We start from the raw sequence: 25,701 nt of genomic DNA on the forward strand, positions 1-25,701 counted from the left end.
CTGCATACGTATTCATGGGCTTCCAGCAGCGCGCACCACGGCGCATCCACTACCAGGCACTGCATAGTCACTGCTTGCGCAACGGTCACCTTGGGAGGGGATATGCCGCTGTCTTCACGTCGAGCGCACTCGACACTGGGCGCCGCATGGATCGCCCAGCTGCTGGTCCTCACGCTGTTCGGCGGGACTGCGCCGCAACTGCATGCCGAAGCCACCACCGTCAGCGTGGAGTCGCCGAACAAGGTGCTGCAGGTCAGCCTGGACGTGGATGGCGGCACGCCTTATTACCGCGTGCAGCGCCTGGGCGAGGCGGTGGTGCAACGCTCGCGACTGGGGTTCGAGCTACGCGACGGCCGGCTGGACCGCGGCATGGTGGTGCTTGCGCAAACACGTCAAAGCCACGATGACACCTGGGAGCAGCCCTGGGGCGAAACGCGGCTGGTGCGCAATCACTACAACGAATTGCGCGTGAGCCTGGGCGAGCGCGACGGTGCGCAGCGCACCTTCGAGGTGATCTTCCGCGTCTACGACGACGGGCTGGGCCTGCGCTATCACTTCCCCAAGCAAGCAGGTATGCGCGAGGCAGTCATCGACGAGGAAGTAACCGAATTCGCCATCGCGCAACCTGCCGATGCGTGGTGGATTCCCGCAGGCGAGCCGATCCACTACGAATATCTGTATCGGCACACGCCGTTGAACCAGGTTGCACTGGCGCATACGCCACTCACGCTGCGCACCGACAGCGGGCTGCACATCGCACTGCATGAAGCGGCCTTGGTCGACTACGCCGGCATGTGGCTGCGCCGCACCGACAACCAGCGCCTGCGCGCGCAGCTGTCGCCGGCGGCCGAAGGCTGGAAGGTACGCCGCAGCCTGCCCTTCGATACGCCATGGCGCACGCTGCAGATCGCCGATCAGGCCACCGGCCTGGTGGAATCCAACCTCATCCTCAACCTCAACGAGCCCAATGTGCTGGGCGAGGTGAGCTGGATCAAGCCATCCAAGTATGTGGGCGTGTGGTGGTCGATGCATCTCAATCAACAGACCTGGGCCACTGGCCCCAAACACGGCGCAACCACCGCGACGACAAAACGCTATATCGACTTCGCCGCCGACCACGGCTTTCGCGGCGTGCTGGTCGAAGGCTGGAATCCCGGCTGGGACGGGGAATGGTTCGGCAATGGCGGCAGCTTCGATTTCACCCGGCCCACGCCGGATTTCGACCTGCCCGCACTCAGCAAGTACGCCGCCGGCAAGGGCGTACACCTGATCGGCCATCATGAAACCGGGTGCGCAGTGGACCATTACGAAGATCAAATCGCCGAAGCGATGGACTTGTATGCGCGCTTCGGCGTGGACTCGGTCAAGACCGGCTATGTCTGCGACGACGGCCAGGTGGAGCGGCGCAATCCCGCGGGCGGCACGCCGCTGCGCGAATGGCACGATGGGCAATGGATGGCGCGTCACCACCTGCACGTGGTGCAGGAAGCAGCGCAACGCCACATCGCGGTCAATGCGCACGAGCCGATCAAGGACACCGGGCTGCGCCGTACCTATCCCAACTGGATCTCGCGCGAAGGCGCGCGTGGCATGGAATACAACGCCTGGGGCCAGCCGCCCAATCCGCCCGAGCACGAAGTCAACCTGGTGTTTACCCGGCTGCTCGCAGGGCCGATGGATTACACGCCTGGCATCGTCAGCCTGAAGGGCCGCAACGGCCAGGCGATTCCCAGCACGTTGGCGCGTCAGTTGGCGCTGTATGTGACGCTCTACAGCCCGATCCAGATGGCCGCCGATCTGCCCGAGCACTATCTGCAACACCGCGACGCGTTTCGCTTCATCGAAGACGTGGCAGTGGACTGGGACCAGACCCGTGCGCTGAATGGCGAGGTAGGCGATTACGTCACCATCGCACGCAAGGACCGGCATAGCCGCGACTGGTTCCTGGGCAGCATCACCGACGAACACGGCCGCCTGCTGCAGGTGCCGCTGGGCTTTCTCGAACCCGGCGTTCGCTACACCGCGCAGATCTATCGCGATGGCGACGGCGCGGACTATGCCAGCAACCCGTTCGCCTTCGTGCGCGAAGAACGTCAGGTCAGCAGTGCCGATATGTTGGAGCTACGTCTGGCACCGGGCGGTGGTCAGGCCATTCGCTTTGTTCCGATGGGTGGCAAACGCTGACTACGCCATCGCGTGGGCGCCGGCATGCACAGCCGGCGCGATCGATTGCACGGCGCAGCGCTCGTACCGCCGCTGCGCATCGCGCACCATGTCGTTACCGAGCGCAATCACCGTGCTGTCGCCGGCATGGCCCTGGATGGAATCGATTTCATCGCGCAACACCGCAGTGAATACGTATGCAGTGCACGTTTGCACCCAGGTGCCGTGTCTACCATACGTCGCAGTCGCGTAACGTCCATCGTGGCGCGCGACGCATGACATCCAGGCAACTGCCGGATCAAAAATCAGAAACAACATGTACCTGGGAGGGGAAAATGTTGAAACACAAGCGCTCCGCGCTGAGTATCGCCCTGGCTGTTGCCATGGCACCGACATGGGTAGCCGCGCAAACGGCAGCGCCTGCACAAGCAAGCGACGCCCAACAAGGCGCGTCCGAACGGACTGCTGGCGCGGTCACCGACCTGGACAAGGTCCAGGTCACCGGCCTGCGCCGCGCAATCGAAGGCGCCATCTCGGTCAAGCGCGACTCCACTTCGATCGTGGAAGCCATCTCGGCCGAAGACATCGGTCGCCTGCCGGACGTGAGCATCGCCGAATCGCTGGCGCGCCTGCCCGGCCTGGCTGCGCAACGCGTGGCCGGCCGTGCGCAGGTGATCAGCGTGCGCGGCCTGTCGCCGGACTTTTCCACCACGCTGCTCAACGGGCGCGAAGTGGTCAGCACCGGCGACAACCGCAGCGTGGAGTTCGACCAATACCCGTCCGAACTGGTCAGCGGCGTCACCGTCTACAAGACCCCCGATGCCGGCCTGGTCGGACAGGGCCTGTCGGGCACGGTGGACATGCAGACCGCACGCCCGCTCAGCTACAACGAGCGCGTGATCGCCATCGGTGGCCGCTATCAGCGCAATTCGCTGGGCAAGGCCGCTAACGTCGACCCGTATGGCAACCGTTTCAATGTCAGCTACATCGACCAATTCGCCGACCGCACCATCGGCCTGACCATCGGTTACGCGCACACCGACATGCCGATCCAGGAAAACCAGGTGGGCCTGTACGAACCGTGGCAGCAGGTCAACGCACAGCGGCAGCGTCCTGGCGTCGCCGATGGCGTGTACTTCTCCGATGGCATAAAGGCCCTGCGGCGCACCGGCAATCAGAAGCGCGACGGCGTCATGGCCACGCTGCAGTATCGCCCGTCCAATGCCTGGACCAGCACGCTCGATGCGTTCCACACCGAAGCCGAGCAGATCGACACCGCCAACCAGTTCGAGCTCAATCTGAGCAACTACAACGGCGGCTACACGCCCGGCCTGAACATCAGCAACGTGCGCGTCAACGATCGCAATACCTTCATTGGCGGCGATGCCAGCGGCGTCTATCCGTTGGTGCGTGGCATGTACAACAAGCGCGAAGACAAGATCGATGCGTTCGGCTGGAATAATGAGATCACCGCCGGCTCCGTCAAGATCGTCGCCGACCTGAACTACTCCAAGGCCACCCGCGACGAACTGAACCTGGAGAACAATCTTCAGCGTGCCCCCATGCCGCAGCTGGACACCGTGGGCGTGTCGGTCGTCGGCAACGGCTTCTCCCAGCTGTCGCCGGGCATGAATTATTCCAATCCGGACGAGCTGTTCCTCACTAACACCATCTACGGTTCCGGCTACGGCAAAGTGCCGAGCGTGGAAGACGTGCTCAAGGGCGCGCGCCTGCAGGCCAACTTCCCGATGCCCGAAGCGCTGAGCTGGTTCTCGGACCTGGATGTGGGCGTCAACTACGCCAATCGCCGAAAGCAGAAGACCCAGCCGGAAGGCAACATCACGCTGGGCGCTCAGGGCGAGGCCACGGTGGCGGCGGATCTGCAATACGCACCGGTCAATCTCGGCTTTGCCGGTCTCGGCTCCCTGCCCGCATGGAATGTGCCAGCCACGGTGGCGCGCTACATGGTGTTCAACCCCAGCGACGACGCCTCGTTCCTGGTGTCCAAGGCGTGGACGGTGGAAGAAAAAATCACCACCGCCTGGCTGCGTGCAAATATCAATACCGAATGGGGCGAAGTGGGTGTGCGCGGCAATATCGGCGTGCAACTGCAGAGTGCCGACCAGTCCTCGCAGGCGAATTACTGGGATGCCTCGCAGCCGGCCGGTAGCGAAGTGCGGCCCATCGACGATGGCAAGACCTACCGCGACTGGCTGCCCAGCTTGAACCTGGCTTTCCAGTTCCCGTACGAGCAGACGCTGCGCTTTGCGATGGCCAAGCAGGTCGCACGCCCGCGCGTGGACCAACTACGTGCCTCGCTGGAATTCGGTGTCGACACCTCGACCGGGCGCCCCGGAGCCAGCGGTGGCAACCCCATGCTCGACCCATGGCGCGCCAATGCCCTGGACATCTCCTACGAGAAGTATTTTGCCGACCGTGCTTACGTGGCCGCGGCGTTCTTCTACAAGGACCTCAAGAGCTACATCTACACCCAGAGCCGCGACAACTACGATTTCTCCGCACTGGTGGCCGGCTACGTGCCGCCGCCGGGCTCTGCACCGGTGCTGACCACCGGCACCTTCAGCGCCCCGTTCAACGGCAAGGGCGGCACTTTGCGCGGCGTCGAACTCACCGCCTCGCTGCCGCTGGATCTGGTCTTCGCGCCCTTGGAAGGCTTCGGCATCCAGGCCAGCGCCACCTTCAACGACAGCGACGTCAAGATCCGCGACCCGGAAAGCGCCTCCAGCGTGGGCGACGGTGAAATCAGCCTGCCGGGCTTGTCCAAACGCGTCTACAACCTGACTGCCTACTACGAGCACAAGGGCTTCGAAGCACGCGTCAGCCAGCGTCGGCGCTCGGACTTCATCGGCGAAATCGGCAATTTCAACGGCAACCGCACGTTGCGCTACGTGGTCGGCGAAAACATCACCGACGCGCAGATCAGCTACAACTTCAGCGAAGCCAGCGCCCTGTCCGGACTGACCCTGCTGCTGCAGGCCAGCAACCTCAGCAACTCGCCGTATCGCACATATGCAGAAACCAAGGACCGCCCGCTGGAATACATCGAGTGGGGCCGTACGTTTGTGCTGGGTGTGAACTACAAGTTCTGATCTGCTGCAGCAACAAATAGCGGCCCTGTAGTCCCTCTCCCCCGGGAGAGGGGTTGGGGTGAGGGTACGGATTCAAACACAATCAGCTCCAGGTGTACTGCTTCATATTCTGTAGATTTTTCAAAAAGGCCGCTCTCCAATACGCGCAATGCAACCCAAAGCGCCCTGCCCCAGCGTAAGCTCCCCCGTCAAGCAGACAGTCCAAAAGTAGACCTTCTGGCGTGTTGGTTGCGGTACTCGGTCGGCGTTAGGCCGCCGAGCGCGTCATGGGGCCGCTGTTCGTTGTAATCGATCATCCACCAATGGGTAGCTTCGCGGATATCGTCGAGGCGGGTGAAGAGGTGCTGGTCGAGCACTTCTTCCCGGAAGGTGCGGTTGAAACGTTCGATGAAGGCGTTCTGGTTCGGCTTGCCGGGCTGGATGTACTGGATCGCCACGCCATTGACCTTCAGCCAGCTGGTAAATGCGTCGCCCAGAAACTCTGGTCCGTTGTCGGAACGCACGACCTGCGGCAGGCCATGATCGTGCTTGATCTGCTCGAACACGCGCACCAGACGATGCGAGTTGATCGACGTATCCACCTCGATGTGGAGCACCTCGCGGTTGAAGTCGTCGACCACGTTGAAGGTGCGGAAGCGTCGGCCGCACGCCAGAGCGTCGCTCATGAAGTCGACCGACCAGACGGTATCAGGCAACCTTGGGACATACAGCGCGACACGCTCGCGCTTGGGAAGCCGCCGCTTCGCAGCGCGGCGCAGGTTGAGCCGCATGGCCTTGTACACGCGATAGATTCGCTTCGGGTTCCAGTCAGGTCGCGTCCTGCGCAGTACGTCGCTGCATTTCCAAAAGCCGCGACTGGGGCGGTCTTCGACGACACGTGCGATCGCCGCGATCAACTCGGCATCGCGTACTGTCCAGTCGAGCGGTGGCGCATACCACGCCGCACGTGCAAGCCCGACGCATGCACAGGACCGACGCAGCGGCCGCGCGTGTACCTCGATCAGGTACCGCACGGCCTCGCGCTTGCGCGCCGGCCCTAGAGTTTTTTTGCGATGAGATCCTTCATGGCCGCATTGTCGAGCGCCAACTCGGCGTACATCCGCTTGAGCTTGGCGTTCTCCGACTCAAGCTCCTTGACCCGCCGCAGCTCCGAAGCCTCCAGGCCTCCGTACTTACTCTTCCACTGGTAGTACGTCGCTGTGCTGATACCAACCTGGCGACAGACGTCCTTGACCGGCACGCCGGCGTCGGCCTGCTTGAGCGTCGCGACGATCTGCGTCTCGGTGAACTTTGAGGTGCGCATAGAACCTCCTGGCTGAGGTAACGATGCCAGAAATATCCACTTATGCGGTGTCTGTCAGGCTGGGGAGCTTACGGGTGCTTCAGGCCGTAAGCCAGGCGATCGGAGTGACTTTCGGCGCGTAGGCGGTGGGCGGTCCAGGTCTCACCCCGGCCATATGCGTTTTCGAAAGCGCGCCGGGAGTCCCTCGACTGCGAAAACGAGTGTTCCGTGCGGCTGTTTCGCGAGGCAGCGCTGTCGGCCGCAGCCCGGTCCGCCGAAACCGCTTTTACCGTCACACGTCTTGCTTTAGCATCGCCACCGCGCTGACGGAAAGGAAGGCTGGCGATGGACGAATATCAGCACACCGTGCTGACCAGGGGCGGATATCGCGTTGTGGCGATTACGCGTGACGAGGTGTACGCACCCGACGCGGTCGTGGCATACGCCGTTGTGACCGATGCGGGTACGCGAATCACGCCGGATTTGTCCCTGGACCAGGCCAAGGTCTGGATCGATTCGCTGGTGGAGAGCGAGAGCGGCGGGCGCAAGTCCGAGCTTGTCGACCATAAGCCGGTCGTGCGTCGCTAGCCCGCCATCGTGATGCAAGCCTAAGGAGAAGGGCGCATGTCCAAACCCAAAATCATCGCAATCGCCACGCTGGTGGCGGTCCTAGTCGGATACTGCCTGTCTGGCTATCTGACCCTGCTGTTGCTGCGGCTCGACACCGGTCTGTACGGGTGGGACACCTACTACCGCTATTTCAGTGCGCTTGGGTTGCCCCAAGTGGCGCCTTACGCGACCAAGATCAAGATTGCGGGCGTGCTTGGATTCGGCCTGCCGGTGCTGGTCTGGGCGATTGCCGTTGTGCTCATCGTCAAGCCCAAGGCGCGCGCCCTGCACGGTGACGCGCGCTTCGCCGGCGCCGCCGATCTCTCCAAACATGGGCTGTTCAAGCCCAGCGGAAACGGCATCGTCGTCGGCAAGTTCAACGGCAAGCTGGTGCGATTGAGCGGCCAGCAATTCGTGATTCTTGCTGCGCCGACGCGCTCGGGTAAGGGTGTCGGCGTCGTCATCCCGAACCTCTTGGAGTATCAGGAGTCGGTGGTGGTCCTGGACATCAAGCAGGAAAACTTCGACCTGACCAGTGGTTGGCGCGCCAGCCAGGGCCACGAGGTCTTCCTGTTCAATCCGTTCGCCGAAGATCGTCGCACGCATCGCTGGAATCCGTTGACCTACGTGTCGAACGACCCCGCATTTCGCGTTTCGGATCTGATGAGCATTGCGGCGATGCTGTATCCAGATGGGTCGGACGACCAGAAGTTCTGGGTCAGCCAGGCGCGTAATGCCTTCATGGCATTCGCGCTGTACCTGTTCGAAAACTGGGACGAGGAGCTCGCGCTCGGTTTTCCGGGCGGGGCGGGGGCACCCACCTTGGGCGGGATTTATCGCCTCTCTTCGGGTGACGGCACCGATCTCAAGAAATACCTGAAGTCGCTGTCCGAGCGGCGGTTCCTCAGCAGCAACGCCAAGTCGGCCTTTGCCAACATGCTGTCCCAGGCGGATGAGACCTTCGCCTCGATCATGGGCACCTTGAAGGAGCCGCTCAATGCGTGGATCAATCCGGTGCTGGACGCCGCCACCAGTGCGGACGACTTCGTGCTCACGGACCTTCGCAAGAAGAAGATGACCATCTACATCGGCATCCAGCCCAACAAGCTTGCCGAAAGCCGCCTGATCATCAATCTGCTCTTCAGCCAGATCATCAACCTCAACACCCGCGAATTGCCCAAGTCCAACCCTGAGCTCAAATATCAGTGCCTGTTGCTGATGGACGAATTCACCTCGATCGGCAAGGTGGACATCATCGCGACCGCGGTAGCCTACATGGCCGGCTACAACATCCGCCTGCTGCCCATCATCCAGAGCATGGCCCAGCTGGACGCGACCTACGGTAAAGATCTGTCACGCACCATCATCACCAACCACGCCCTGCAGATCCTCTACGCACCGCGTGAGCAGCAGGATGCCAACGACTATTCCGAGATGCTGGGTTACACCACCATCAAGAAGAAGAATGTCACCCGAGGGCGGGAGACCACCCACAGCGTGTCAGAAGAGCGTCGGGCGCTGATGTTGCCGCAGGAACTCAAGGCCATGGGCAACGAGAAGGAAGTGTTCTTGTACGAGGGGATCCCGCATCCGGTGAAGTGCGACAAGATTCGCTACTACGAGGATCGCTACTTCACTGCGCGTTTGTTGCCGAAAACTGAAGTGAAAACGCTTACCATCAAAGTGTGATGACTGCCTCGTTTGCGGTGCGGGGCTTGGCGCGCAATTCTTGACGGATCTGCTTGTTAAGGGCAAAGTTAGCAAGAATCTGCGGTATGGATAGATGGTCGTAGGGGAGCGGCGCCGGATGGGCCGTACTGGAGTAAGGCTATGGATGGTTTTTCAGCGTATTCATTTTTCTTGGCAGCACAGACTCGCAACTGGGACGCCCCGGCGAGTTGGAGGACTGCGAGAAACGCATCAATAACAGGTTTCCTCCGGTACCCACTGGTGCGCGGAGGCTTAGTGCTGTCCGTCTTAAGCCCGAAATTTCATGAGTTGGAGAAGTCAGAGTGAATCCGATGTATGTGTCCAAGCTGTCGTTGGTGCTAGTGGCTGCAGCATTGGTAGGCGCGTGCGCGACCAAGCCTGCTCCTGACTTTGGTGGCCGTTGGAAGCACGTCAACCACTTTGACGAGGCGCCTACCGAGATCCCGCTCTACACCTCGTACACGTATCAGGCCACGCCCATGGACGGCACGTTGAAGACCATGCTGGAGCGCTGGGCGGCGGACTCCAATATGCAGCTGTCCTACAACTTGCCATCGGACTACACCTTGATCGGGCCGGTTTCCGCAATCAGCACGACCAGCGTCCAGCAGGCTGCAACCGAGCTGAGTGCCGTGTACGCAGCTCAAGGGGTTTCGGTGTCGGTTTCTGCCAACAAGTTGTTGGTTCAGCCAGTGCCAGTGTCGTCTGGCGCCAAGCTCTAAAGGTTGCTGTCGGCTCGATGCCTGTCAGGCATGGAGCCGGCGGTGTTCCTACCTTCTCAAGTACCCGCGACGCGTTGCGGCAATAGTTTCAGGCCTGACAAGGCCTTACGGTGACGGATCTAGACATGTTGCGTAAGAAGGTCAGTGAAAAGGACGGCTCCGCCCAAGTAGGTGCGGCCGTTCAAAAAGCGGTGAATTACGAGGTCAGCATTGCAGACCTCGCGCGTCGCAGCGAAAAGCGTGCCTGGATCGTGGCGACCTTGTCGATGCTGGTCACCGTCATGACAGCGGGCGGCTACTACTACATGCTGCCGCTGAAGGAAAAAGTGCCGTATCTGGTCATGGCAGATGCGTATTCGGGCACTAGTACCATCGCCAAGCTTGAGCCCAACTTTGGCGGTCGGGCCATCAGCACCAGCGAAGCGCTGGCGCGCAGCAATATCGCACGGTTCATTATTGCGCGTGAGTCTTACGACGCCTCGAACATAAGCGATCGTGATTGGAATACCGTGGTAGCAATGGCAACCACCGGCGTGCTGGCAGAGTATCGGGCCCTTCACGCTGCCAATAACGCTGCCAGGCCGTTCAACGTTTATGGTAGAAATCGCGCGATCCGCATCAGCATATTGAGTATCACACTTATCGGCGGCAAGGGTAAGCCGTTTACGGGGGCTACTGTGCGCTTTCAACGCAGCCTTTATGATAAGAGTTCAACAGTATCCACACTATTGGATAACAAGATTGCGACGATGGAGTTCGCTTATCAAGATAATCTGCAGATGAGCGACGACTTGAGGGTAGAAAATCCACTGGGTTTCCGGGTTTCTGACTATCGCGTAGACAACGACTACTCCGCATTGCCTGCGGTTCCAGCTTCTGGAGCTCAGGCCCAAGTCCCAACAGCCGCGCCGGGAGTCTCTGCCACGCAACCAGGACTGCCAATGACGGCTGCGCCCCCCGTCCCAGGGGCCGTACCACAAGGATCCCTGCCTCTACAGCAGTCTGTTCCGCCAGCGGGAACAGTCCAGCAGCAACCGGGGGCAATGTACCCTAATCAGGCTCAGCCGGCGATTCAGCCTCAAGGAACAATAAATAATGTCAATGGAGCGAACGGTAGATGAAATTCTTTAGCCGACACAGGATGGCGCTACCAGCGTTGATTCCATTACTCCTTTTTGTTTTCCCTGCTGTTGCGCAAGTCGTGCAAGAGTATGAGTACGAGCCAAATCGCATCTACCCAGTCCGAACCGGTCTTGGTATTACAACCCAGGTTGAGCTTAGTCCAAACGAGAAAATTCTGGACTACAGTACCGGTTTCACAGGCGGTTGGGAGTTGACCCGTCGTGAAAACGTGTTTTATTTGAAGCCTAAGAACGTCGATGTCGACACGAATATGATGATTCGTACGGCAACGCACTCCTATATTCTTGAGCTCAAAGTTGTTGCAACCGATTGGCAACGATTGGAGCAGGCGAAGCAAGCTGGTGTGCAGTACAAGGTTGTTTTTACTTACCCTAAAGACACCAGTTTCAACGGGGCTGAGGAGGCAGTTGCGGTGAAAGATGGCCCGCAGTTGAATTCTAAAATATTGAAGGATCGTCGTTATTATTACGATTATGATTATTCAACCCGGACCAAGAAATCCTGGCTGGTCCCGAGTCGGGTATATGATGATGGGAAGTTCACTTATATAAATATGGATTTGACTCGCTTCCCTACCGGCAACTTTCCGGCCGTTTTTGGTCGAGAAAAAGAGCATAGCGAAGATTTTCTGGTCAATACGACAGTGGAAGGAAATACATTGATCGTGCACGGCACCTACCCATTTTTGGTGGTTCGCCATGGCAACAATGTGGTCGGTCTGCGAAGGAATAAGCAAAAGTGAACTCAAATCCGCCAAACAATTCAGATGAGCGCATCCACGGAGAGAGCGATGCGCAGGCACGTGCTGAGCACGACAGTAATCCCTATTTTGCAAGGCAGCGCGCAACCGAGTCTCCAGACTTGGATGCAAATGAGCCCGTTCTTCAGTCTAACGACTTAAAGCGGCTTAACCGTAAAGCTCTATTTTTTCTGGCTGGCGTTGCACTGCTGCTGGTTCTCGCGATTTTCTGGCTTGTGTCGCGCGATTCGAAGAAAGCAGAGGTAGTGAAGCCGCGTGCAGAAACCGTGGTAGCGCCCGCTCTTCCTCAAAACATCACTCCAACAGCGGAGCCTGATCCGGTGCCGCTTGCTCAGCAGCAGTATCTGCCGCCGCTGCCGGTGACGCAGCCGCCCGAGTACAACAGTGCCCCTATCACAGCTGCTCCTGAGAGAGAAAGGGGGCCTACATTGCTCGAAAGGCGTATTCTAGCTGAACAAGATGCTAGGGCCGGTGCTCCCAGTGCTCCGGCGGCGAATGGACTTCTTGGAGCACAATCGCCTGCAGATCAGGAAGATAATCAAGTAACTTTGGCCAAGCCAATCAGTAATCCAGATGGACTGCTAGTCCGTGGGACTTATATACGGTGCATATTGGAGACGCGAATTATTAGCGATTTCGATGGATTTACTTCATGCATTGTTACTGAGCCTGTGTACTCGATCAACGGCCACAAGTTGCTCTTGCCGAAAGGGTCGAAGATGTTGGGTCAGTACGCAGCCAAGGAGCCAACATCTGCGCGCATGCAGGTGGTCTGGGATCGGATCACAACGCCAAACGGGCTCGACGTGAAGCTGGAAGGGCCTGGTATCGATAATCTTGGTAGTGCGGGTCACCCAGGTCAATACGATGCCCATTGGGGTAACAAGATTGCGTCTGCGCTTTTCATAAGTATGCTCAGTGATGCTTTCAAGTATGCTGCGGCTGAATACGGCCCTCAGACTACGACCGTTGGTGTGGGTAGTGGTGTTATCACTCAGCAACCATTCGAAAGCAATACTGCGCGCAGTATCCAGGATATTGCGGAGCAGGCCGTCGCCAAGTCTGGTCGCCGTCCTTCTACTGTTACGATTAACCAGGGAACCGTTCTGAATGTCTACGTCGCCAAAGACGTTGATTTCACAGCGGTGCTGCCGAAGTGAACGACGCTTTCGCTGTGACAATCGAAGATTCACCAGTCGCGAGGATCTCAAATGATTTCCTGGACTATCAATATTCTGTGCTCGGGATATTGGATTATCTCAATTCTCCGGAAGTTACGGAGATTTGCATCAATCGTCCAGGGGAACTTTATCTTGAAACCATTAATGGTTGGCAGCGAGTAGATGTACCTTCTTTGACCTTCGACCGTGCAAGACAGTTTTGCACCGCGGTTGTAAACGAAAGCAACACCGGTCAGCGGATTACTGACGCTGATCCGGTGGTTTCATTGACATTCCCCACCGGGCAGCGTGCACAGTTTGTAATTCCCCCGGCCTGCGATGCTGGTAAGGTGTCGATCACAATTCGGCTGCCTTCGAAGCACACCAAGACCCTTGAGCAATACAAGCACGACGGGTTCTTCGATCAGGTTTTGGAGCAAGCTGCTGACGTCAGTGATCAGGACCGCGAGCTGCTTGATCTTCGACGCAATAGAGACTACTCAGAGTTCTTCAAAAAGTGTGTTCTTTATAAAAAGAATGTCGTGGTTGCAGGCGCCACCGGAAGTGGCAAGACCACTTTTATGAAAGCTCTAGTGAATCACATTCCCAATGAGGAGCGTTTAGTTACTATCGAGGATGCACGTGAGCTATTCATCAGTCAGCCTAATTCTGTGCATCTCCTTTATTCGAAAGGAGGTCAAAGCGCTAGCAATGTGACGGCCAAGAGCTGTATGGAGGCGTGTCTGCGCATGAAGCCAGATCGGATCATATTGGCTGAGTTACGTGGTGATGAATCGTTTTATTTCATACGAAACTGCGCATCGGGGCATCCTGGCTCGATCACAAGTTGTCACGCAGGTAGTGTTGAGCAGACCTGGGATCAACTGGCACTGATGGTTAAAGCCTCGAACGAAGGTTCAGGGCTAGAATTTGACGTGATCAAACGCCTGCTGCGTATGACGATCGACATCGTTGTGCACATCAAGGCACATGCAGGCAGGCGTTACATCACAGGGATCGATTTTGATCCTGTTAGAACCCTTCGGGGCGGTTAGATCGCCGTTACCGGTGGGCACCGTATGAGCTTAAGGAAACCACTATGTCGCCTGGTATGGAACTGATGGGGTGCACTGGATTGGCTGTTCCCGGCGAAGTGATGCAGCACGTCGTCCGGGTAGAGTCTTCGCGGAATCCCTATGCGATCGGTGTAGTCGGCGGGAGACTCGTTCGAGAGCCGAAAGGACTGGAAGAAGCTGTTGCTACCGCAAAGATGCTAGAGCAGAAGGGATACAACTTTTCGCTGGGGCTGGGCCAGGTCAATCGATACAATCTTTTGAAGTACGGCATTACCAGCTATGAGATGGCATTTGCCAAATGCCCAAATCTCGTTGCGGCCTCTCGGATTCTAGCCGAGTGTCATTCTCGTTCCGGTGCAGATTGGGGTAAGTCTTTTAGCTGCTACTATTCCGGAAATTTTGAAACTGGTTTCAAGCATGGATACGTCCAGAAAATTTATGCATCCATTCGCCAGTCAGGAGCGGCGGCTGGAGGCGCGGAGCCGATCAGTGTCATTCCCAATCGGCCAATCAAAATCAAGGTACAGAGCTCGGTGCGGCAGGCAGCGGCCGAGTTGACCGACGCTCTTGTTTCCCGCCGTATTCAAGATTTAAGTCAGCGGTCCTTTCGTGACGACCAGAGATCGGATGCTAACGTAGGGTCACCCTTAGATCAGGGACAGGCTCAACCTTCTCCAACGCCTGCCACCCCTAGCGATCTATACGTCATTCAATCGACCGGCCAGGGTCATGGCGTCGCCGTTCCCGCTTCCGCCGCTCGGCCACGGCCCGTAAGTCCTGCTTTGCAACCCGCTCCGACTGAAGCGCCGACGCTTCCTCAGAAGGGGCAGGTAGATAATGCTTTCGTTTTTTGACAAGGATGAAAAAATGCAATGGATAGCTGTGTGTCCCCCTGTTCTAGGAGATAATTGATGAAAATGTTAAATGATAAGCAATTGGTTGCCGATGCTAAAATGATTGGTATACAGGCCCTAAAGGCCGTAATTTTTACCTCCGCCTTGCTGGTTGCGGGAGGCGCGGGTGCACAGGTGGGTGATCTGGCAAAGACTGACGAAAAGGTCTGTGGATTCTTGGATAATATTAATTCGCTGCTCACCATGGGCTCTGTTGCAGTTGTGACGATTGCAGTGATTGTCGCTGGTTATCAGATTGCATTTGCTCACAAGAGAATATCCGAGGTTTCGCCGATTCTGATTGGCGGTGTTTTAATTGGCGCTGCAGGACAGATTGCAAACATGGTCATCGGTAAGCGCGATAGTCAGTGCCAAGGCGAGGCGGCGATGGCTTTGTTCCAAGCTCTGCATCATTATGCATAAGGATGTACTCTTTCGTGGTTGCACCCGTCCTGCAATGTTTTTAGGGGTTCCTTATATTCCTTTTTTCATTGGTGCTGGCGGTGGCCTCATGATGGGTATGTATTTTAATCTTTGGTTTTTACTGACTATTCCCGTCATTGTTTTCGTCATGCAGCAAATGGCTAAGCGTGATGAAATGATTTTTAGATTGTTGGCGTTGCGGTGGTTGTTTAGATTTCGTGCTCGAAATCTTCAACGATATTCGGGTATGTGGATTTTTAGCCCTAATGAATATCGTAAAGTTCCTCCTGGAAAGCGTTAATTGAAGGACGTCTTGAATGGCCAACCCCATGCACAAAGGTGCATGGGGTTGATATTTTTAATGATCTAAGTTTTTCAATGCCTTTTTACTCTTATTGGTAAGGTCATGTTTAGTCCAGATAGCCCGATCAGCGAATTTGTCTCTATTTCGACGCATGTTGCCCCGTCGGTTCTTAAGACAACAGGAGGTGATTATCTTCTGATCTGGCATCTTGCGGGCCTACCATTTGTCGGACGGGATGAATTTGAGCTAGAGCAGCGGCATAATACGTTTAATCGACTTCTGCAGACACTGCGTGCGCCGGATTTCGCTAACGTTGCATTTTGGGTGCACGATGTTCGTCGCCGCCGCAAGATTGGAGATGAAAGTCGCTTCAAACAGGCATTTAATCAAAACCTGTCTGACGAGTATTATTCTGCATTGTCTTCCCAGAAAATCATGCAAAATGAGCTTTATTTCAGCATGATTTATCGTCCAGTGATAACTGGTAGAAGGTTGGTTGAAAAGTCTGCTGATCCTGAACGCATCCGCTCAGAGGAAGAGCAGGCTGTTGCAAAAATGATCGAACTTGCCACGAACGTCGAGGCAGTGCTCAAGGATTATTCGCCTTATCGGCTAGGAATGTACGAAGCAAAAAATGGCATTGTTTTTTCCGAAACTCTAGAGTTTTTAGGATATTTGCTGAATCGTATTGATGAGCCGGTTCCGGTATTGCAGGCCCCCGTACAAGCTTACTTGCCTGTAAGCAAGCATATGTTTGCAAATAAAACAGGTGATTTCGTTATACGGACGCCTGACGGAATTAATCACTTTGGCGCGATTCTTAATGTTAAAGAGTATGCGGATGGTACATATCCAGGCATCCTCAATGGCTTGAAATATCTTGATTTTGAATATGTAGTGACTCACTCCTTTAGTCCTGTCGGCCGACATGAGGCATTGAAGGTGCTGGAACGTACTAAGGGCATGATGATTTCGTCAGGTGACAAATCGTCTAGCCAGATACGTGACCTGGATATAGCTATGGATGACGTTGCCTCCGGTAACTTCGTCCTTGGTGAGTATCATTTCACCATCGCGATCTATGCTGATAGTCAAGAAAAGCTTGCGCGTCAAATTGCTACTACCAGAGCAGAATTGTCTAATGCAGGCTTCGTATCCTCAAAAGAGGATTTGGCCGTAGCTTCGTCTTTTTATGCGCAGTTGCCTGGGAATTGGCGCTTTCGTACGCGTATCGCAAATCTTAGCTCACTTAATTTTCTGGGTCTTTCACCGCTGCATAATTTTGCGCAGGGGAAGCAGCGAAACAATCCATGGGGCGAGTGTGTTACTACTCTGCAGACGACTAACGGCCAGCCCTACTACTTTAATTTCCATGCTACGCATCCTGCTGAAAATTCACTGGGTGAAAAAGCAATTGCTAACACAATGGTAATTGGTAAATCTGGCACCGGCAAAACTGCTTTAATTAATTTCTTATTAAGTCAGGTTCAGAAGTTCGATCCTATTCCGACCATTTTCTTCTTTGATAAAGATCGGGGGGCTGAGATTTTCGTGCGCGCTTGTGGGGGGAATTATTTGGCGCTCGAAAACGGTGTGTCGACTGGTTTCAACCCGTTTCAATGCGAGAGGAACGAGGCGAATACTCAATTTCTTGCAGAGCTAATCAAGGTGTTAGGCGGTAAGTCTGAATACAGCTCGCGTGAAGAGGAGGATATATTCAGGGCTGTGGAGGGGATGCTGGATACCCCGATGCATCTGCGTAGCATGAGTAATTTTCGTAAAAGTCTACCCAATATGGGTGACGACGGGCTTTATGCCCGACTGCGACGATGGACAGCCGGTAATTCGCTTGGTTGGGTGTTCGACAATCCACTAGATACGATTGATTTGCAGAAAGCCTCTATTATTGGTTTTGATTACACGGATATGATTGACAATGCCGAGGTGCGCGCCCCGGTTATCAACTACCTGCTGCATAGGCTTGAATCTTTGATAGATGGACGCCCTCTAATTTACGTCATGGATGAATTCTGGAAGATCCTCGATGGCAAAGGGGGGCTGAAGGAGTTTGCGAAAAACAAACAAAAGACTATTCGAAAGCAGAATGGAATGGGTATATTTGCGACCCAAAGTCCAGAGGATGCACTTGCCAGCGATATTGCTGCGGCGCTCATCGAGCAGACCGCCACTATGATTTTGCTGCCCAACCCTAATGCTAGTCGTGACGACTATATCGAGGGTCTCAAGCTCACTGACGCCGAGTATCAGGTCGTGGTGTCACTGGACGAGCGGTCGCGTTGCTTCCTGGTCAAGCAAGGGCATGCCTCAGCTGTGTGTCAGCTCAATTTGCGAGGCATGGACGACGCGCTTTCCGTGATCTCTTCTTCCACTGACAACATCGAAATTATGCATGATGTCTTGTCGCGTAAGGCAGGTCAGTTGGGAGTAAGTATTGACCAGCTCACGCCCGAACAATGGCTAGAAGATTTCTATGCGAATCGTAAGGGTTCTGGCAAGCGTAAGTCGAATAGCGGTAGTGTCGAAGATCGCGTGTAGTTTTTTGATTGATTCGGCCGATGATTTATATAGGGCGCCACGTGCGTAGGACGTTGTCTTGACTCTGTGGCGATGTGGTTCAGGTCTTGGCTTGCTTCGTGTCCGGAGCAGGCCGTCCGCATGGACTTCGCTGTCGACTTTGTCGATTGCCGTTGTTTCATGCAAATACGAACCGCATGGGCGGCGCGCAGGCTGCTGAAATTTTGGCTCCACGAGGGCTAGTTCGAGAATTAGGTCAATAAGCTGCTTTTTGTGCTGTCGCTAAGGCGCTGACAGTAGGTGCTCGCAACAGTGGCTGCCTACGCGATCCGTCCATTGACCACCAGTGATCTGTCCGCAAGAGCAATGAATACGTATGCACGCCCACGCTCTTGCAGCGTCACGCCGCTAGGCTAACGCCCTTAGTCGGTGGCCGTGTTGGCTGCCAGCAGTGGCCCGGGAGGGGCGTGCATGTTGCAGACACCATGGTGGCGCGGGGCGGTCATCTATCAGATCTATCCGCGTAGTTTTCTGGATTCCAACGGCGATGGGGTCGGCGATCTGCCGGGCATCATTGCCAAGCTCGACTACATCGCTGGGCTAGGTGTGGATGCGATCTGGATCTCGCCGTTCTTCAAGTCGCCGATGGCCGATTTCGGCTATGACATCGCAGACTATCGTGCCGTGGATCCGTTGTTCGGAACGCTGGACGATTTCGATCGTCTGCTCGACAAGGCGCATACGCTCGGGCTGAAAGTAATGATCGACCAGGTGCTGAGCCACACCTCGATCGAACATGCGTGGTTCCAGGAAAGCCGCCAGGACCGAACAAATGCGAAGGCCGATTGGTATGTATGGGCCGATCCGCGCGAGGACGGGACGCCGCCCAACAATTGGTTGTCGCTATTCGGTGGTGTGGCGTGGCAATGGGAGCCGCGGCGCGAGCAGTACTACCTGCATAACTTCCTGGTGGATCAGCCCGACCTCAATTTCCACAATATCGAGGTGCAGCAGGCGACCCTGGACAATGTGCGGTTCTGGTTGGACCGAGGGGTGGATGGCTTCCGCCTGGATGCAATCAACTTCTGCTTCCATGACGCGCAGCTGCGCGATAACCCAGCCAAGCCGGCCGACAGGCGGGTGGGGCGGGGCTTTAGCGCGGACAATCCGTATGCCTATCAGTACCACTACTTCAACAACACGCAGCCGGAAAACCTGACGTTCCTGGAACGCCTGCGTGCGCTGCTTGACCGCTATCCCAATGCGGTGAGCCTGGGCGAGATTTCTTCGGAAGACTCGCTGGCGACCACGGCCGAATACACCGCCAAGGGCCGCTTGCACATGGGCTACAGCTTCGAGTTGCTGGTGCAGGACTACAGCGCGGCCTATATCCGCGAAACGGTGAGCCGGCTCGAGGCCACCATGTTGGAAGGATGGCCGTGCTGGGCGATTTCCAATCATGATGTGGTGCGTGCGGTGACGCGTTGGGGCGGCGAAGAAGCATCGCCTGCGTTCGCTCGCATGGTGGTGGCGCTCCTGTGTTCGTTGCGCGGTTCGGTCTGCCTGTACCAAGGCGAGGAGCTTGGGTTGAGTGAGGCGGATGTGGCCTTCGAGGATCTGCAGGATCCGTACGGCATCACGTTCTGGCCGACCTTCAAAGGCCGCGACGGGTGCCGTACGCCGATGCCGTGGACCGATGCGCCGTCGGCGGGTTTCACCAGCGGCAAGCCGTGGCTGCCGTTGTCCGAGCCGCACCGTCTGGCTGCAGTGAGTGTGCAGCAGGACGATGCCCAGTCTGTGCTGAGTGCCGTGCGGGCATTTCTTGCCTGGCGTAAGGGCATGCCAGCGCTACGCGAAGGCGCGATCATGTTCTACGACACAGCAGAGCCGGTGCTGATGTTCCGGCGTGAGCATGCGGGCCAGGTCATGCTGTTGGCGTTCAATTTGTCCTCCGACGTTGCCGAGCTTGCGCTGCCTGAAGGCGCATGGGAACAGATCGATGTCCCCGGTGTGGCGCGGGGCGTGATCGAGGATGGACGGGTGAGCTTGCCTGGGCACGCGGTGGTGTGCGCCACGGGCGAGGGCTGATAGCACCGTTTCACAGTCGGGCATGCTGCGATTGAGTGAGACAGGCGAGGCGTTCGATCGGGATGCCTCGCTTTTTTGTATGCGATGTCAGCTACCAATCAGTGCTTGCGCCGGGCGCTGTGCCCGGCAAGCGATTCAAGATGCGTCATATCGAGGGGCTGTTGCAGGAAACGGCAATGCATCTGCGCCGGCCCGATCAAGCTGCAGGCGCAGGGTGCCTGATGACGCTGCGTGCGATCGCGACGTCGTCAATCGACGCGCTTGGCTCGCGTGTTACGGCGTTTGATGCGCATGGTAACGTCGAGAAGCCAGGGGGGTATGTGGCGCTCAGCACACCCGATTCCCTGGATTGAAAGCGGCTGACAGAACGCAGCGAGCATGGCGTGTATGGGGCCCGTTGAGCTGGAGTGCACGAGCAGCACATGCCCCCTTCCAGCTCCGGTATCGCCCGCTTGGCGTTTGCATGGTCTTGTTATTAGCTGCTCTCGTGGCGATTGTGTTTACCCGAATGGTGGTGGTGCTCACTCAAAAGAAAAGCCGCCGGTCTTTAACCGGCGGCTTCTGAGTAGGCAACATGATGAGGTTCTGGCGTAAGCTCCCCAGCCTGACAGACACCGCATAAGTGGATATTTCTGGCATCGTTACCTCAGCCAGGAGGTTCTATGCGCACCTCAAAGTTCACCGAGACGCAGATCGTCGCGACGCTCAAGCAGGCCGACGCCGGCGTGCCGGTCAAGGACGTCTGTCGCCAGGTTGGTATCAGCACAGCGACGTACTACCAGTGGAAGAGTAAGTACGGAGGCCTGGAGGCTTCGGAGCTGCGGCGGGTCAAGGAGCTTGAGTCGGAGAACGCCAAGCTCAAGCGGATGTACGCCGAGTTGGCGCTCGACAATGCGGCCATGAAGGATCTCATCGCAAAAAAACTCTAGGGCCGGCGCGCAAGCGCGAGGCCGTGCGGTACCTGATCGAGGTACACGCGCGGCCGCTGCGTCGGTCCTGTGCATGCGTCGGGCTTGCACGTGCGGCGTGGTATGCGCCACCGCTCGACTGGACAGTACGCGATGCCGAGTTGATCGCGGCGATCGCACGTGTCGTCGAAGACCGCCCCAGTCGCGGCTTTTGGAAATGCAGCGACGTACTGCGCAGGACGCGACCTGACTGGAACCCGAAGCGAATCTATCGCGTGTACAAGGCCATGCGGCTCAACCTGCGCCGCGCTGCGAAGCGGCGGCTTCCCAAGCGCGAGCGTGTCGCGCTGTATGTCCCAAGGTTGCCTGATACCGTCTGGTCGGTCGACTTCATGAGCGACGCTCTGGCGTGCGGCCGACGCTTCCGCACCTTCAACGTGGTCGACGACTTCAACCGCGAGGTGCTCCACATCGAGGTGGATACGTCGATCAACTCGCATCGTCTGGTGCGCGTGTTCGAGCAGATCAAGCACGATCATGGCCTGCCGCAGGTCGTGCGTTCCGACAACGGACCAGAGTTTCTGGGCGACGCATTTACCAGCTGGCTGAAGGTCAATGGCGTGGCGATCCAGTACATCCAGCCCGGCAAGCCGAACCAGAACGCCTTCATCGAACGTTTCAACCGCACCTTCCGGGAAGAAGTGCTCGACCAGCACCTCTTCACCCGCCTCGACGATATCCGCGAAGCTACCCATTGGTGGATGATCGATTACAACGAACAGCGGCCCCATGACGCGCTCGGCGGCCTAACGCCGACCGAGTACCGCAACCAACACGCCAGAAGGTCTACTTTTGGACTGTCTGCTTGACGGGGGAGCTTACGCACCCATTCGCGGCAAAAGCCCCCATCAGCCGAGCGCTACACAGTCACCCCGCGACCATCGATCAAGCCACTGTTCCAAGATAGGAAGAGAGCGGCGCGGGGAGTTCATCGCTCGGATGGGGCGAGACTCGCTGGCGTCTCGCCCCATCGGCAACGTGTAGATCAGATAGATGGCGCAGCACGATTCGGCATCGCCATGGCAACGCCGCGCACCTGGGCGGGATTTTTTGATCGCAGCCAGCCACTTTCATAGGCGACGGGCGCCTCGGCATCGTCAGTCGACAAGCGACGCGCAGCGCAAGCACATATGCAAGTGCAGAAAGGCTGGGATTTAAGTTCAGCAGACCCGGGCTGACGCATGCCAACGCTGCGAGAGCGTTTGCTTGGGATCACTTTGGGTCAGTGGCAGACGTTGCTGCCGATATTGAATCCACTCAAGACCCTGTGCCATCTGGACTTAGAGTGGTGGGCGGTACAGGGTTCGAACCTGTGACCCCTACCATGTCAAGGTAGTGCTCTACCGCTGAGCTAACCGCCCGAATCCTGCTTCAGCATTGCGCTGTGCAGGGCGCGCATTCTAGCGCAGGGATTTAAGGACTACAAGCCCTTCAGCAACCCACTCCCCCCTGCCCTAGCCCAGACTTACCGCTTTCAACTTCTGGATCTGATCGCGGATTTGAGCCGCGGCCTCGAACTCCAGATCCTTGGCGTGCTGATACATCTTCTGCTCCAGACTCTTGAGCTTGCCGGCGATTTCCGCAGGCTTCATGGCACGGTAATCGGGCGCGTCCTCTGCGACCTGGCGCGATTTCGAACGACCCTTGCCCGACTTCTTGTCGGCCGCATCGTCGCGCGCGCCTTCCATGATGTCGGCGATCGGCCGTTCGACGGATTTCGGCGTGATGCCATGTTCCAGGTTGTACTCGACCTGCTTCTCGCGGCGACGATCGGTCTCGTCGATTGCCGCCTGCATCGAACGCGTCACCTTGTCGGCATACAGAATGGCTTTGCCGCGCAGATTGCGTGCGGCACGGCCGATGGTCTGGATCAGCGACCCGGTCGACCGCAGGAAGCCTTCCTTGTCGGCATCCAGGATCGCCACCAGCGAGACTTCCGGCATGTCCAAGCCCTCGCGCAGCAGATTGATGCCCACGAGCACATCGAACTTGCCCAGGCGCAGGTCGCGAATGATCTCCACGCGCTCGACGGTGTCGATATCCGAGTGCAGGTAGCGCACCCGAATTCCGTGTTCTCCCAGGTACTCGGTGAGGTTCTCGGCCATGCGCTTGGTCAACGTGGTCACCAGCACGCGATCGCCGAGCTTGATGCGCTCGTGAACCTCGGACATGAGGTCGTCGACCTGCGTACCAACTGGTCTGATCTCCACCACCGGGTCGATCAGACCGGTTGGGCGCACCACCAGCTCAGTGACTTCGCCGGCAGACTCGCGTACCTCATAAGGACCCGGCGTTGCCGAAACATAGATGCTGCGTGGTGAACGCGCCTCCCACTCTTCGAAACGCAAGGGTCGGTTGTCCAAGGCGGACGGCAAGCGAAAACCGAACTCCACCAGCGTTTCCTTGCGCGAACGGTCGCCCTTGTACATCGCACCGATCTGCGGAATGGTCACATGCGACTCATCGATGACCAGCAGTGCGTCCGGCGGCAGGTAGTCGAACAGGGTCGGCGGCGGCTCGCCCGGCGCCTTGCCGGTGAGATGCCGCGAGTAGTTTTCGATACCGTTGCAGAAACCCACTTCGGCCATCATTTCCAGATCGAATTGCGTGCGCTGGGCCAGACGTTGGGCCTCGACCAGCTTGTTCTGCGCGTAGAGCTGTTCCAGGCGTTCTTTCAGCTCTTCCTTGATGGTGTCCACCGCACTCAAGGTGCGCTCGCGCGTCGTGGCGTAATGGGTTTTCGGGTACACGGTGTAGCGCTGCAACTTGCGCAAGGTTTCGCCCGTGAGCGGATCGAACAACGTCAGCTGCTCGATGTCCCCATCGAACAACTCGATGCGCAAGGCTTCGGTATCCGACTCGGCCGGGAACACATCCAACACCTCGCCGCGTACGCGAAAGGCACCGCGCGTGAGTTCGAACTCGTTGCGGGTGTATTGCAGATCGGTGAGATGGCGGATCAACTGGCGCTGATCGATGTGCTCGCCAACCGACAGGATCAGACGCAGCGATAGGTAGTCCTCCGGCGCGCCAAGGCCGTAGATGGCCGACACCGTCGCCACCACCAGCGAATCGCGCCGGGACAGCAAGGTCTTGGTCGCCGACAAACGCATCTGCTCGATGTGTTCATTGATCGAACTGTCCTTCTCGATGAAGGTGTCCGACGAGGGCACATAGGCCTCCGGCTGGTAGTAGTCGTAGTAGCTGACGAAGTACTCGACCGCGTTATGCGGGAAGAACGACTTGAACTCGCCGTACAGCTGCGCCGCCAACGTCTTGTTGGGCGCCATCACCAGGGTCGGCTTCTGCACCTGCTGGACCACATTGGCAATGGTGTAGGTCTTGCCCGAACCGGTCACGCCCAACAGCGTCTGCTTGGCCAGCCCGGCTTCGAAGTTGGCCACCAACTTGTCGATGGCCGCAGGCTGGTCGCCCGCCGGCGAGTAAGGGGATACGAGCTGAAAACGGTCGGTCATTGAGCGGATCTCGGGAGGCTGCACGAATTTACGGAGGCCAGCATCGGTAGAACCCTGACAGCCATTCAAGGGGAGGCAGCGTTACCTTGCAAACAATCAATGTTGAGACTGCTTGCTCCACTTCAAGGAGACGCGCAATGGACGCAGCAGGCTATTTGAGCGCGAGAGGGTACACCGCAGTCCAGTTGCTCATCGTGATGGCGGTCATCGGGATCGGCGCAGCCATCGGCGTGCCCAGCTTCAAAAGCCTCATTGAGTGGCAGCGAGCGACCACCCGCGTGCATCTGCTGACTGCGCACCTTGCGATGGCCAGAAGTCTTGCCGTCACCCAAGGCGAGCCCGTCAGCCTTTGCCCCTCCACTGACGGCACACGTTGCCGAACAGATCGCATCTGGAGCCAAGGATGGATCCTCTTTAAGGATCCAGGGCGCGGCGGGCAGCCGCCAACTTCCGCATCCGTGATCAGAGCGGAGTACGGCTTCGCCACCGGCGGCATCGATATCGTCAGCACAGCTGGACGATCAATCGTTCGCTTCCTGCCGAACGGCCGCAGCAGTGGCACGAATATCACCATAAGCCTCTGCAGCAACGCTAGGCGCCTCGCTGACGTGGTGGTCAACAACTCCGGAAGGGCGCGCACTGTGCGCTACACCAGCCCTACCAGCTGCGCAGCCCGATGAGCGGGCAAACAAAAAGCCGCGACACGTCGCGGCTTTTTGAACATCTTGGCGCCCGAAGTTGGACTCGAACCAACGACCCCCTGATTAACAGTCAAGTGCTCTAACCGGCTGAGCTATTCGGGCGGGGTCCGCATTGTAGCAGGATTCAGACCCGATGCAACACCCTTCGGACGTTTTTTTGCACTACCAACAATCCGATTTGTTGCCCCTTGAGTTGCTCTTGCGAGAAGCCTGATCAATGCTCAAGGTGCCGCACTTGTCGGCGGCCTGGGCAGCAGCCGGCGTTGCCGTGATGACGTATCCGGACTGCGTCTGTTGTGTCAAGGCAAGAGTATAAGCCGCCGTCCCTCCCTCACGCGGCGACACGTTGGTCGGCAGAGTAAAGCCCGAGTATGTGTTCTGCACTGTGTGGAACCGCTCTGCGAGCTGCCCATATTCCACCAGGTCAACCTTTGCCTGTGCGCGCCTCGACTTCCGCACATGTTCGGTGTAACTGGGGTACGCAATCGCTGACAAGATTGCGACCACTGCAACCACAATCATCAGCTCAATGAGCGTAAAGCCACGCACTTGCGCCGCAGTGCGCTTCATAACTTTTG

The 25,701-nt window shown here is 57.5% G+C and carries 21 protein-coding genes and 2 tRNA genes; 17 read left to right on the forward strand and 6 right to left on the reverse strand.

Features of this window, described 5'->3' with window-relative positions; all coding sequences use genetic code 11:
• The first annotated feature begins 102 nt into the window (after nt 1-102).
• On the forward strand, nt 103-2,184 hold the full coding sequence (locus tag FLG15_RS13285; RefSeq protein WP_057677538.1) for a glycoside hydrolase family 97 protein: 2,082 nt from the start codon (nt 103-105) through the stop codon (nt 2,182-2,184).
• Here FLG15_RS13285 and FLG15_RS13290 read toward each other — a convergent pair whose 3' ends face one another.
• Nucleotides 2,185-2,481 (reverse strand): hypothetical protein, encoded by a 297-nt coding sequence (locus FLG15_RS13290; protein ID WP_057677537.1) that lies wholly within the window; start codon nt 2,479-2,481, stop codon nt 2,185-2,187.
• Between the two features lie 17 nt (nt 2,482-2,498).
• Here FLG15_RS13290 and FLG15_RS13295 point away from each other — a divergent pair, with 17 nt between their 5' ends.
• Nucleotides 2,499-5,273, forward strand: coding sequence for a TonB-dependent receptor (locus tag FLG15_RS13295; protein ID WP_057677536.1), 2,775 nt, complete (start codon nt 2,499-2,501; stop codon nt 5,271-5,273).
• A 188-nt stretch (nt 5,274-5,461) separates the two neighbouring features.
• Here the strand turns inward: FLG15_RS13295 and FLG15_RS13300 are convergent.
• A protein-coding gene (locus tag FLG15_RS13300) for an IS3 family transposase (RefSeq protein ID WP_170922305.1) occupies nt 5,462-6,576 on the reverse strand; the annotation gives its coding sequence in 2 pieces (ribosomal slippage) (nt 5,462-6,324 and nt 6,324-6,576; 1,116 coding nt in all).
• Between the two features lie 324 nt (nt 6,577-6,900).
• Between FLG15_RS13300 and FLG15_RS13305 the strand changes: the two genes are divergently transcribed.
• The 14 genes from FLG15_RS13305 (at nt 6,901) to FLG15_RS13370 (ending at nt 21,755) form a co-directional block, all read left to right on the forward strand.
• Nucleotides 6,901-7,143 (forward strand): hypothetical protein, encoded by a 243-nt coding sequence (locus FLG15_RS13305; protein WP_011347916.1) that lies wholly within the window; start codon nt 6,901-6,903, stop codon nt 7,141-7,143.
• A 36-nt stretch (nt 7,144-7,179) separates the two neighbouring features.
• Nucleotides 7,180-8,853 (forward strand): type IV secretory system conjugative DNA transfer family protein, encoded by a 1,674-nt coding sequence (locus tag FLG15_RS13310; protein ID WP_017155023.1) that lies wholly within the window; start codon nt 7,180-7,182, stop codon nt 8,851-8,853.
• A 332-nt stretch (nt 8,854-9,185) separates the two neighbouring features.
• Nucleotides 9,186-9,596, forward strand: coding sequence for a TcpQ domain-containing protein (locus FLG15_RS13315; RefSeq protein ID WP_005914237.1), 411 nt, complete (start codon nt 9,186-9,188; stop codon nt 9,594-9,596).
• A gap of 125 nt (nt 9,597-9,721) precedes the next feature.
• The gene (locus FLG15_RS13320; RefSeq protein ID WP_057677528.1) at nt 9,722-10,717 is read left to right on the forward strand and encodes a type IV secretion system protein; all 996 of its coding nucleotides are present in this window, start codon (nt 9,722-9,724) and stop codon (nt 10,715-10,717) included.
• Nucleotides 10,714-11,481 carry a TrbG/VirB9 family P-type conjugative transfer protein gene (locus FLG15_RS13325; RefSeq protein WP_057677529.1) on the forward strand — a complete coding sequence of 256 codons (768 nt, stop codon included), beginning with the start codon at nt 10,714-10,716 and terminating at the stop codon, nt 11,479-11,481. The genes FLG15_RS13320 and FLG15_RS13325 overlap by 4 nt, the downstream gene beginning before the upstream one ends.
• Nucleotides 11,478-12,659: a TraB/TrbI/VirB10 family type IV secretion system protein gene (locus FLG15_RS13330; RefSeq protein WP_057677530.1), complete on the forward strand. Its 1,182-nt coding sequence runs from the start codon at nt 11,478-11,480 to the stop codon at nt 12,657-12,659. Before FLG15_RS13325 ends, FLG15_RS13330 begins: the two co-directional genes overlap by 4 nt.
• 14 nt (nt 12,660-12,673) lie before the next feature.
• The gene (gene virB11, locus FLG15_RS13335; RefSeq protein WP_057677560.1) at nt 12,674-13,714 is read left to right on the forward strand and encodes a P-type DNA transfer ATPase VirB11; all 1,041 of its coding nucleotides are present in this window, start codon (nt 12,674-12,676) and stop codon (nt 13,712-13,714) included.
• A gap of 56 nt (nt 13,715-13,770) precedes the next feature.
• Complete coding sequence (locus FLG15_RS13340; RefSeq protein WP_057677531.1) at nt 13,771-14,589, forward strand: lytic transglycosylase domain-containing protein; 819 nt, start codon at nt 13,771-13,773, stop codon at nt 14,587-14,589.
• Nucleotides 14,590-14,646: 57 nt separating this feature from the next.
• Entirely contained in the window at nt 14,647-15,051 is a 405-nt protein-coding gene (locus FLG15_RS13345) for a TrbC/VirB2 family protein (RefSeq protein ID WP_057677532.1), read from the forward strand.
• Nucleotides 15,044-15,352: a VirB3 family type IV secretion system protein gene (locus FLG15_RS13350; RefSeq protein ID WP_057677533.1), complete on the forward strand. Its 309-nt coding sequence runs from the start codon at nt 15,044-15,046 to the stop codon at nt 15,350-15,352. The genes FLG15_RS13345 and FLG15_RS13350 overlap by 8 nt, the downstream gene beginning before the upstream one ends.
• Nucleotides 15,353-15,457: 105 nt before the next feature.
• Nucleotides 15,458-17,911, forward strand: coding sequence for a VirB4 family type IV secretion/conjugal transfer ATPase (locus FLG15_RS13355; protein WP_150146545.1), 2,454 nt, complete (start codon nt 15,458-15,460; stop codon nt 17,909-17,911).
• A gap of 450 nt (nt 17,912-18,361) precedes the next feature.
• Nucleotides 18,362-19,978 (forward strand): alpha-amylase family glycosyl hydrolase, encoded by a 1,617-nt coding sequence (locus tag FLG15_RS13360; protein ID WP_057677535.1) that lies wholly within the window; start codon nt 18,362-18,364, stop codon nt 19,976-19,978.
• A gap of 62 nt (nt 19,979-20,040) precedes the next feature.
• Nucleotides 20,041-20,331, forward strand: coding sequence for a hypothetical protein (locus FLG15_RS13365; protein ID WP_236493578.1), 291 nt, complete (start codon nt 20,041-20,043; stop codon nt 20,329-20,331).
• Nucleotides 20,332-20,640: 309 nt separating this feature from the next.
• Nucleotides 20,641-21,755, forward strand: a protein-coding gene (locus tag FLG15_RS13370; protein ID WP_170922305.1) for an IS3 family transposase whose coding sequence is annotated in 2 segments (ribosomal slippage) — nt 20,641-20,893 and nt 20,893-21,755 — 1,116 coding nt in all. Because the reading frame shifts where the segments join, the coding sequence is not laid out codon by codon here.
• A 477-nt stretch (nt 21,756-22,232) separates the two neighbouring features.
• On the opposite strand, the gene FLG15_RS13375 is transcribed toward FLG15_RS13370, so the two are convergent.
• A tRNA-Val gene (locus tag FLG15_RS13375) sits at nt 22,233-22,307 on the reverse strand.
• A 93-nt stretch (nt 22,308-22,400) separates the two neighbouring features.
• Nucleotides 22,401-24,422, reverse strand: a complete 2,022-nt coding sequence (gene uvrB, locus FLG15_RS13380) for an excinuclease ABC subunit UvrB (protein ID WP_150146549.1) — start codon at nt 24,420-24,422, stop codon at nt 22,401-22,403.
• 137 nt (nt 24,423-24,559) lie between these two features.
• Here uvrB and FLG15_RS13385 point away from each other — a divergent pair, with 137 nt between their 5' ends.
• On the forward strand, nt 24,560-25,102 hold the full coding sequence (locus tag FLG15_RS13385; RefSeq protein ID WP_057679711.1) for a GspH/FimT family pseudopilin: 543 nt from the start codon (nt 24,560-24,562) through the stop codon (nt 25,100-25,102).
• A gap of 46 nt (nt 25,103-25,148) precedes the next feature.
• On the opposite strand, the gene FLG15_RS13390 is transcribed toward FLG15_RS13385, so the two are convergent.
• Nucleotides 25,149-25,225, reverse strand: a tRNA-Asn gene (locus FLG15_RS13390).
• Nucleotides 25,226-25,285: 60 nt separating this feature from the next.
• On the reverse strand, nt 25,286-25,693 hold the full coding sequence (locus FLG15_RS13395; protein WP_057679718.1) for a type IV pilin protein: 408 nt from the start codon (nt 25,691-25,693) through the stop codon (nt 25,286-25,288).
• Nucleotides 25,694-25,701: the final 8 nt, after the last annotated feature.

This window comes from Xanthomonas phaseoli pv. dieffenbachiae (assembly GCF_008639345.1).
GTDB lineage: Bacteria > Pseudomonadota > Gammaproteobacteria > Xanthomonadales > Xanthomonadaceae > Xanthomonas > Xanthomonas phaseoli.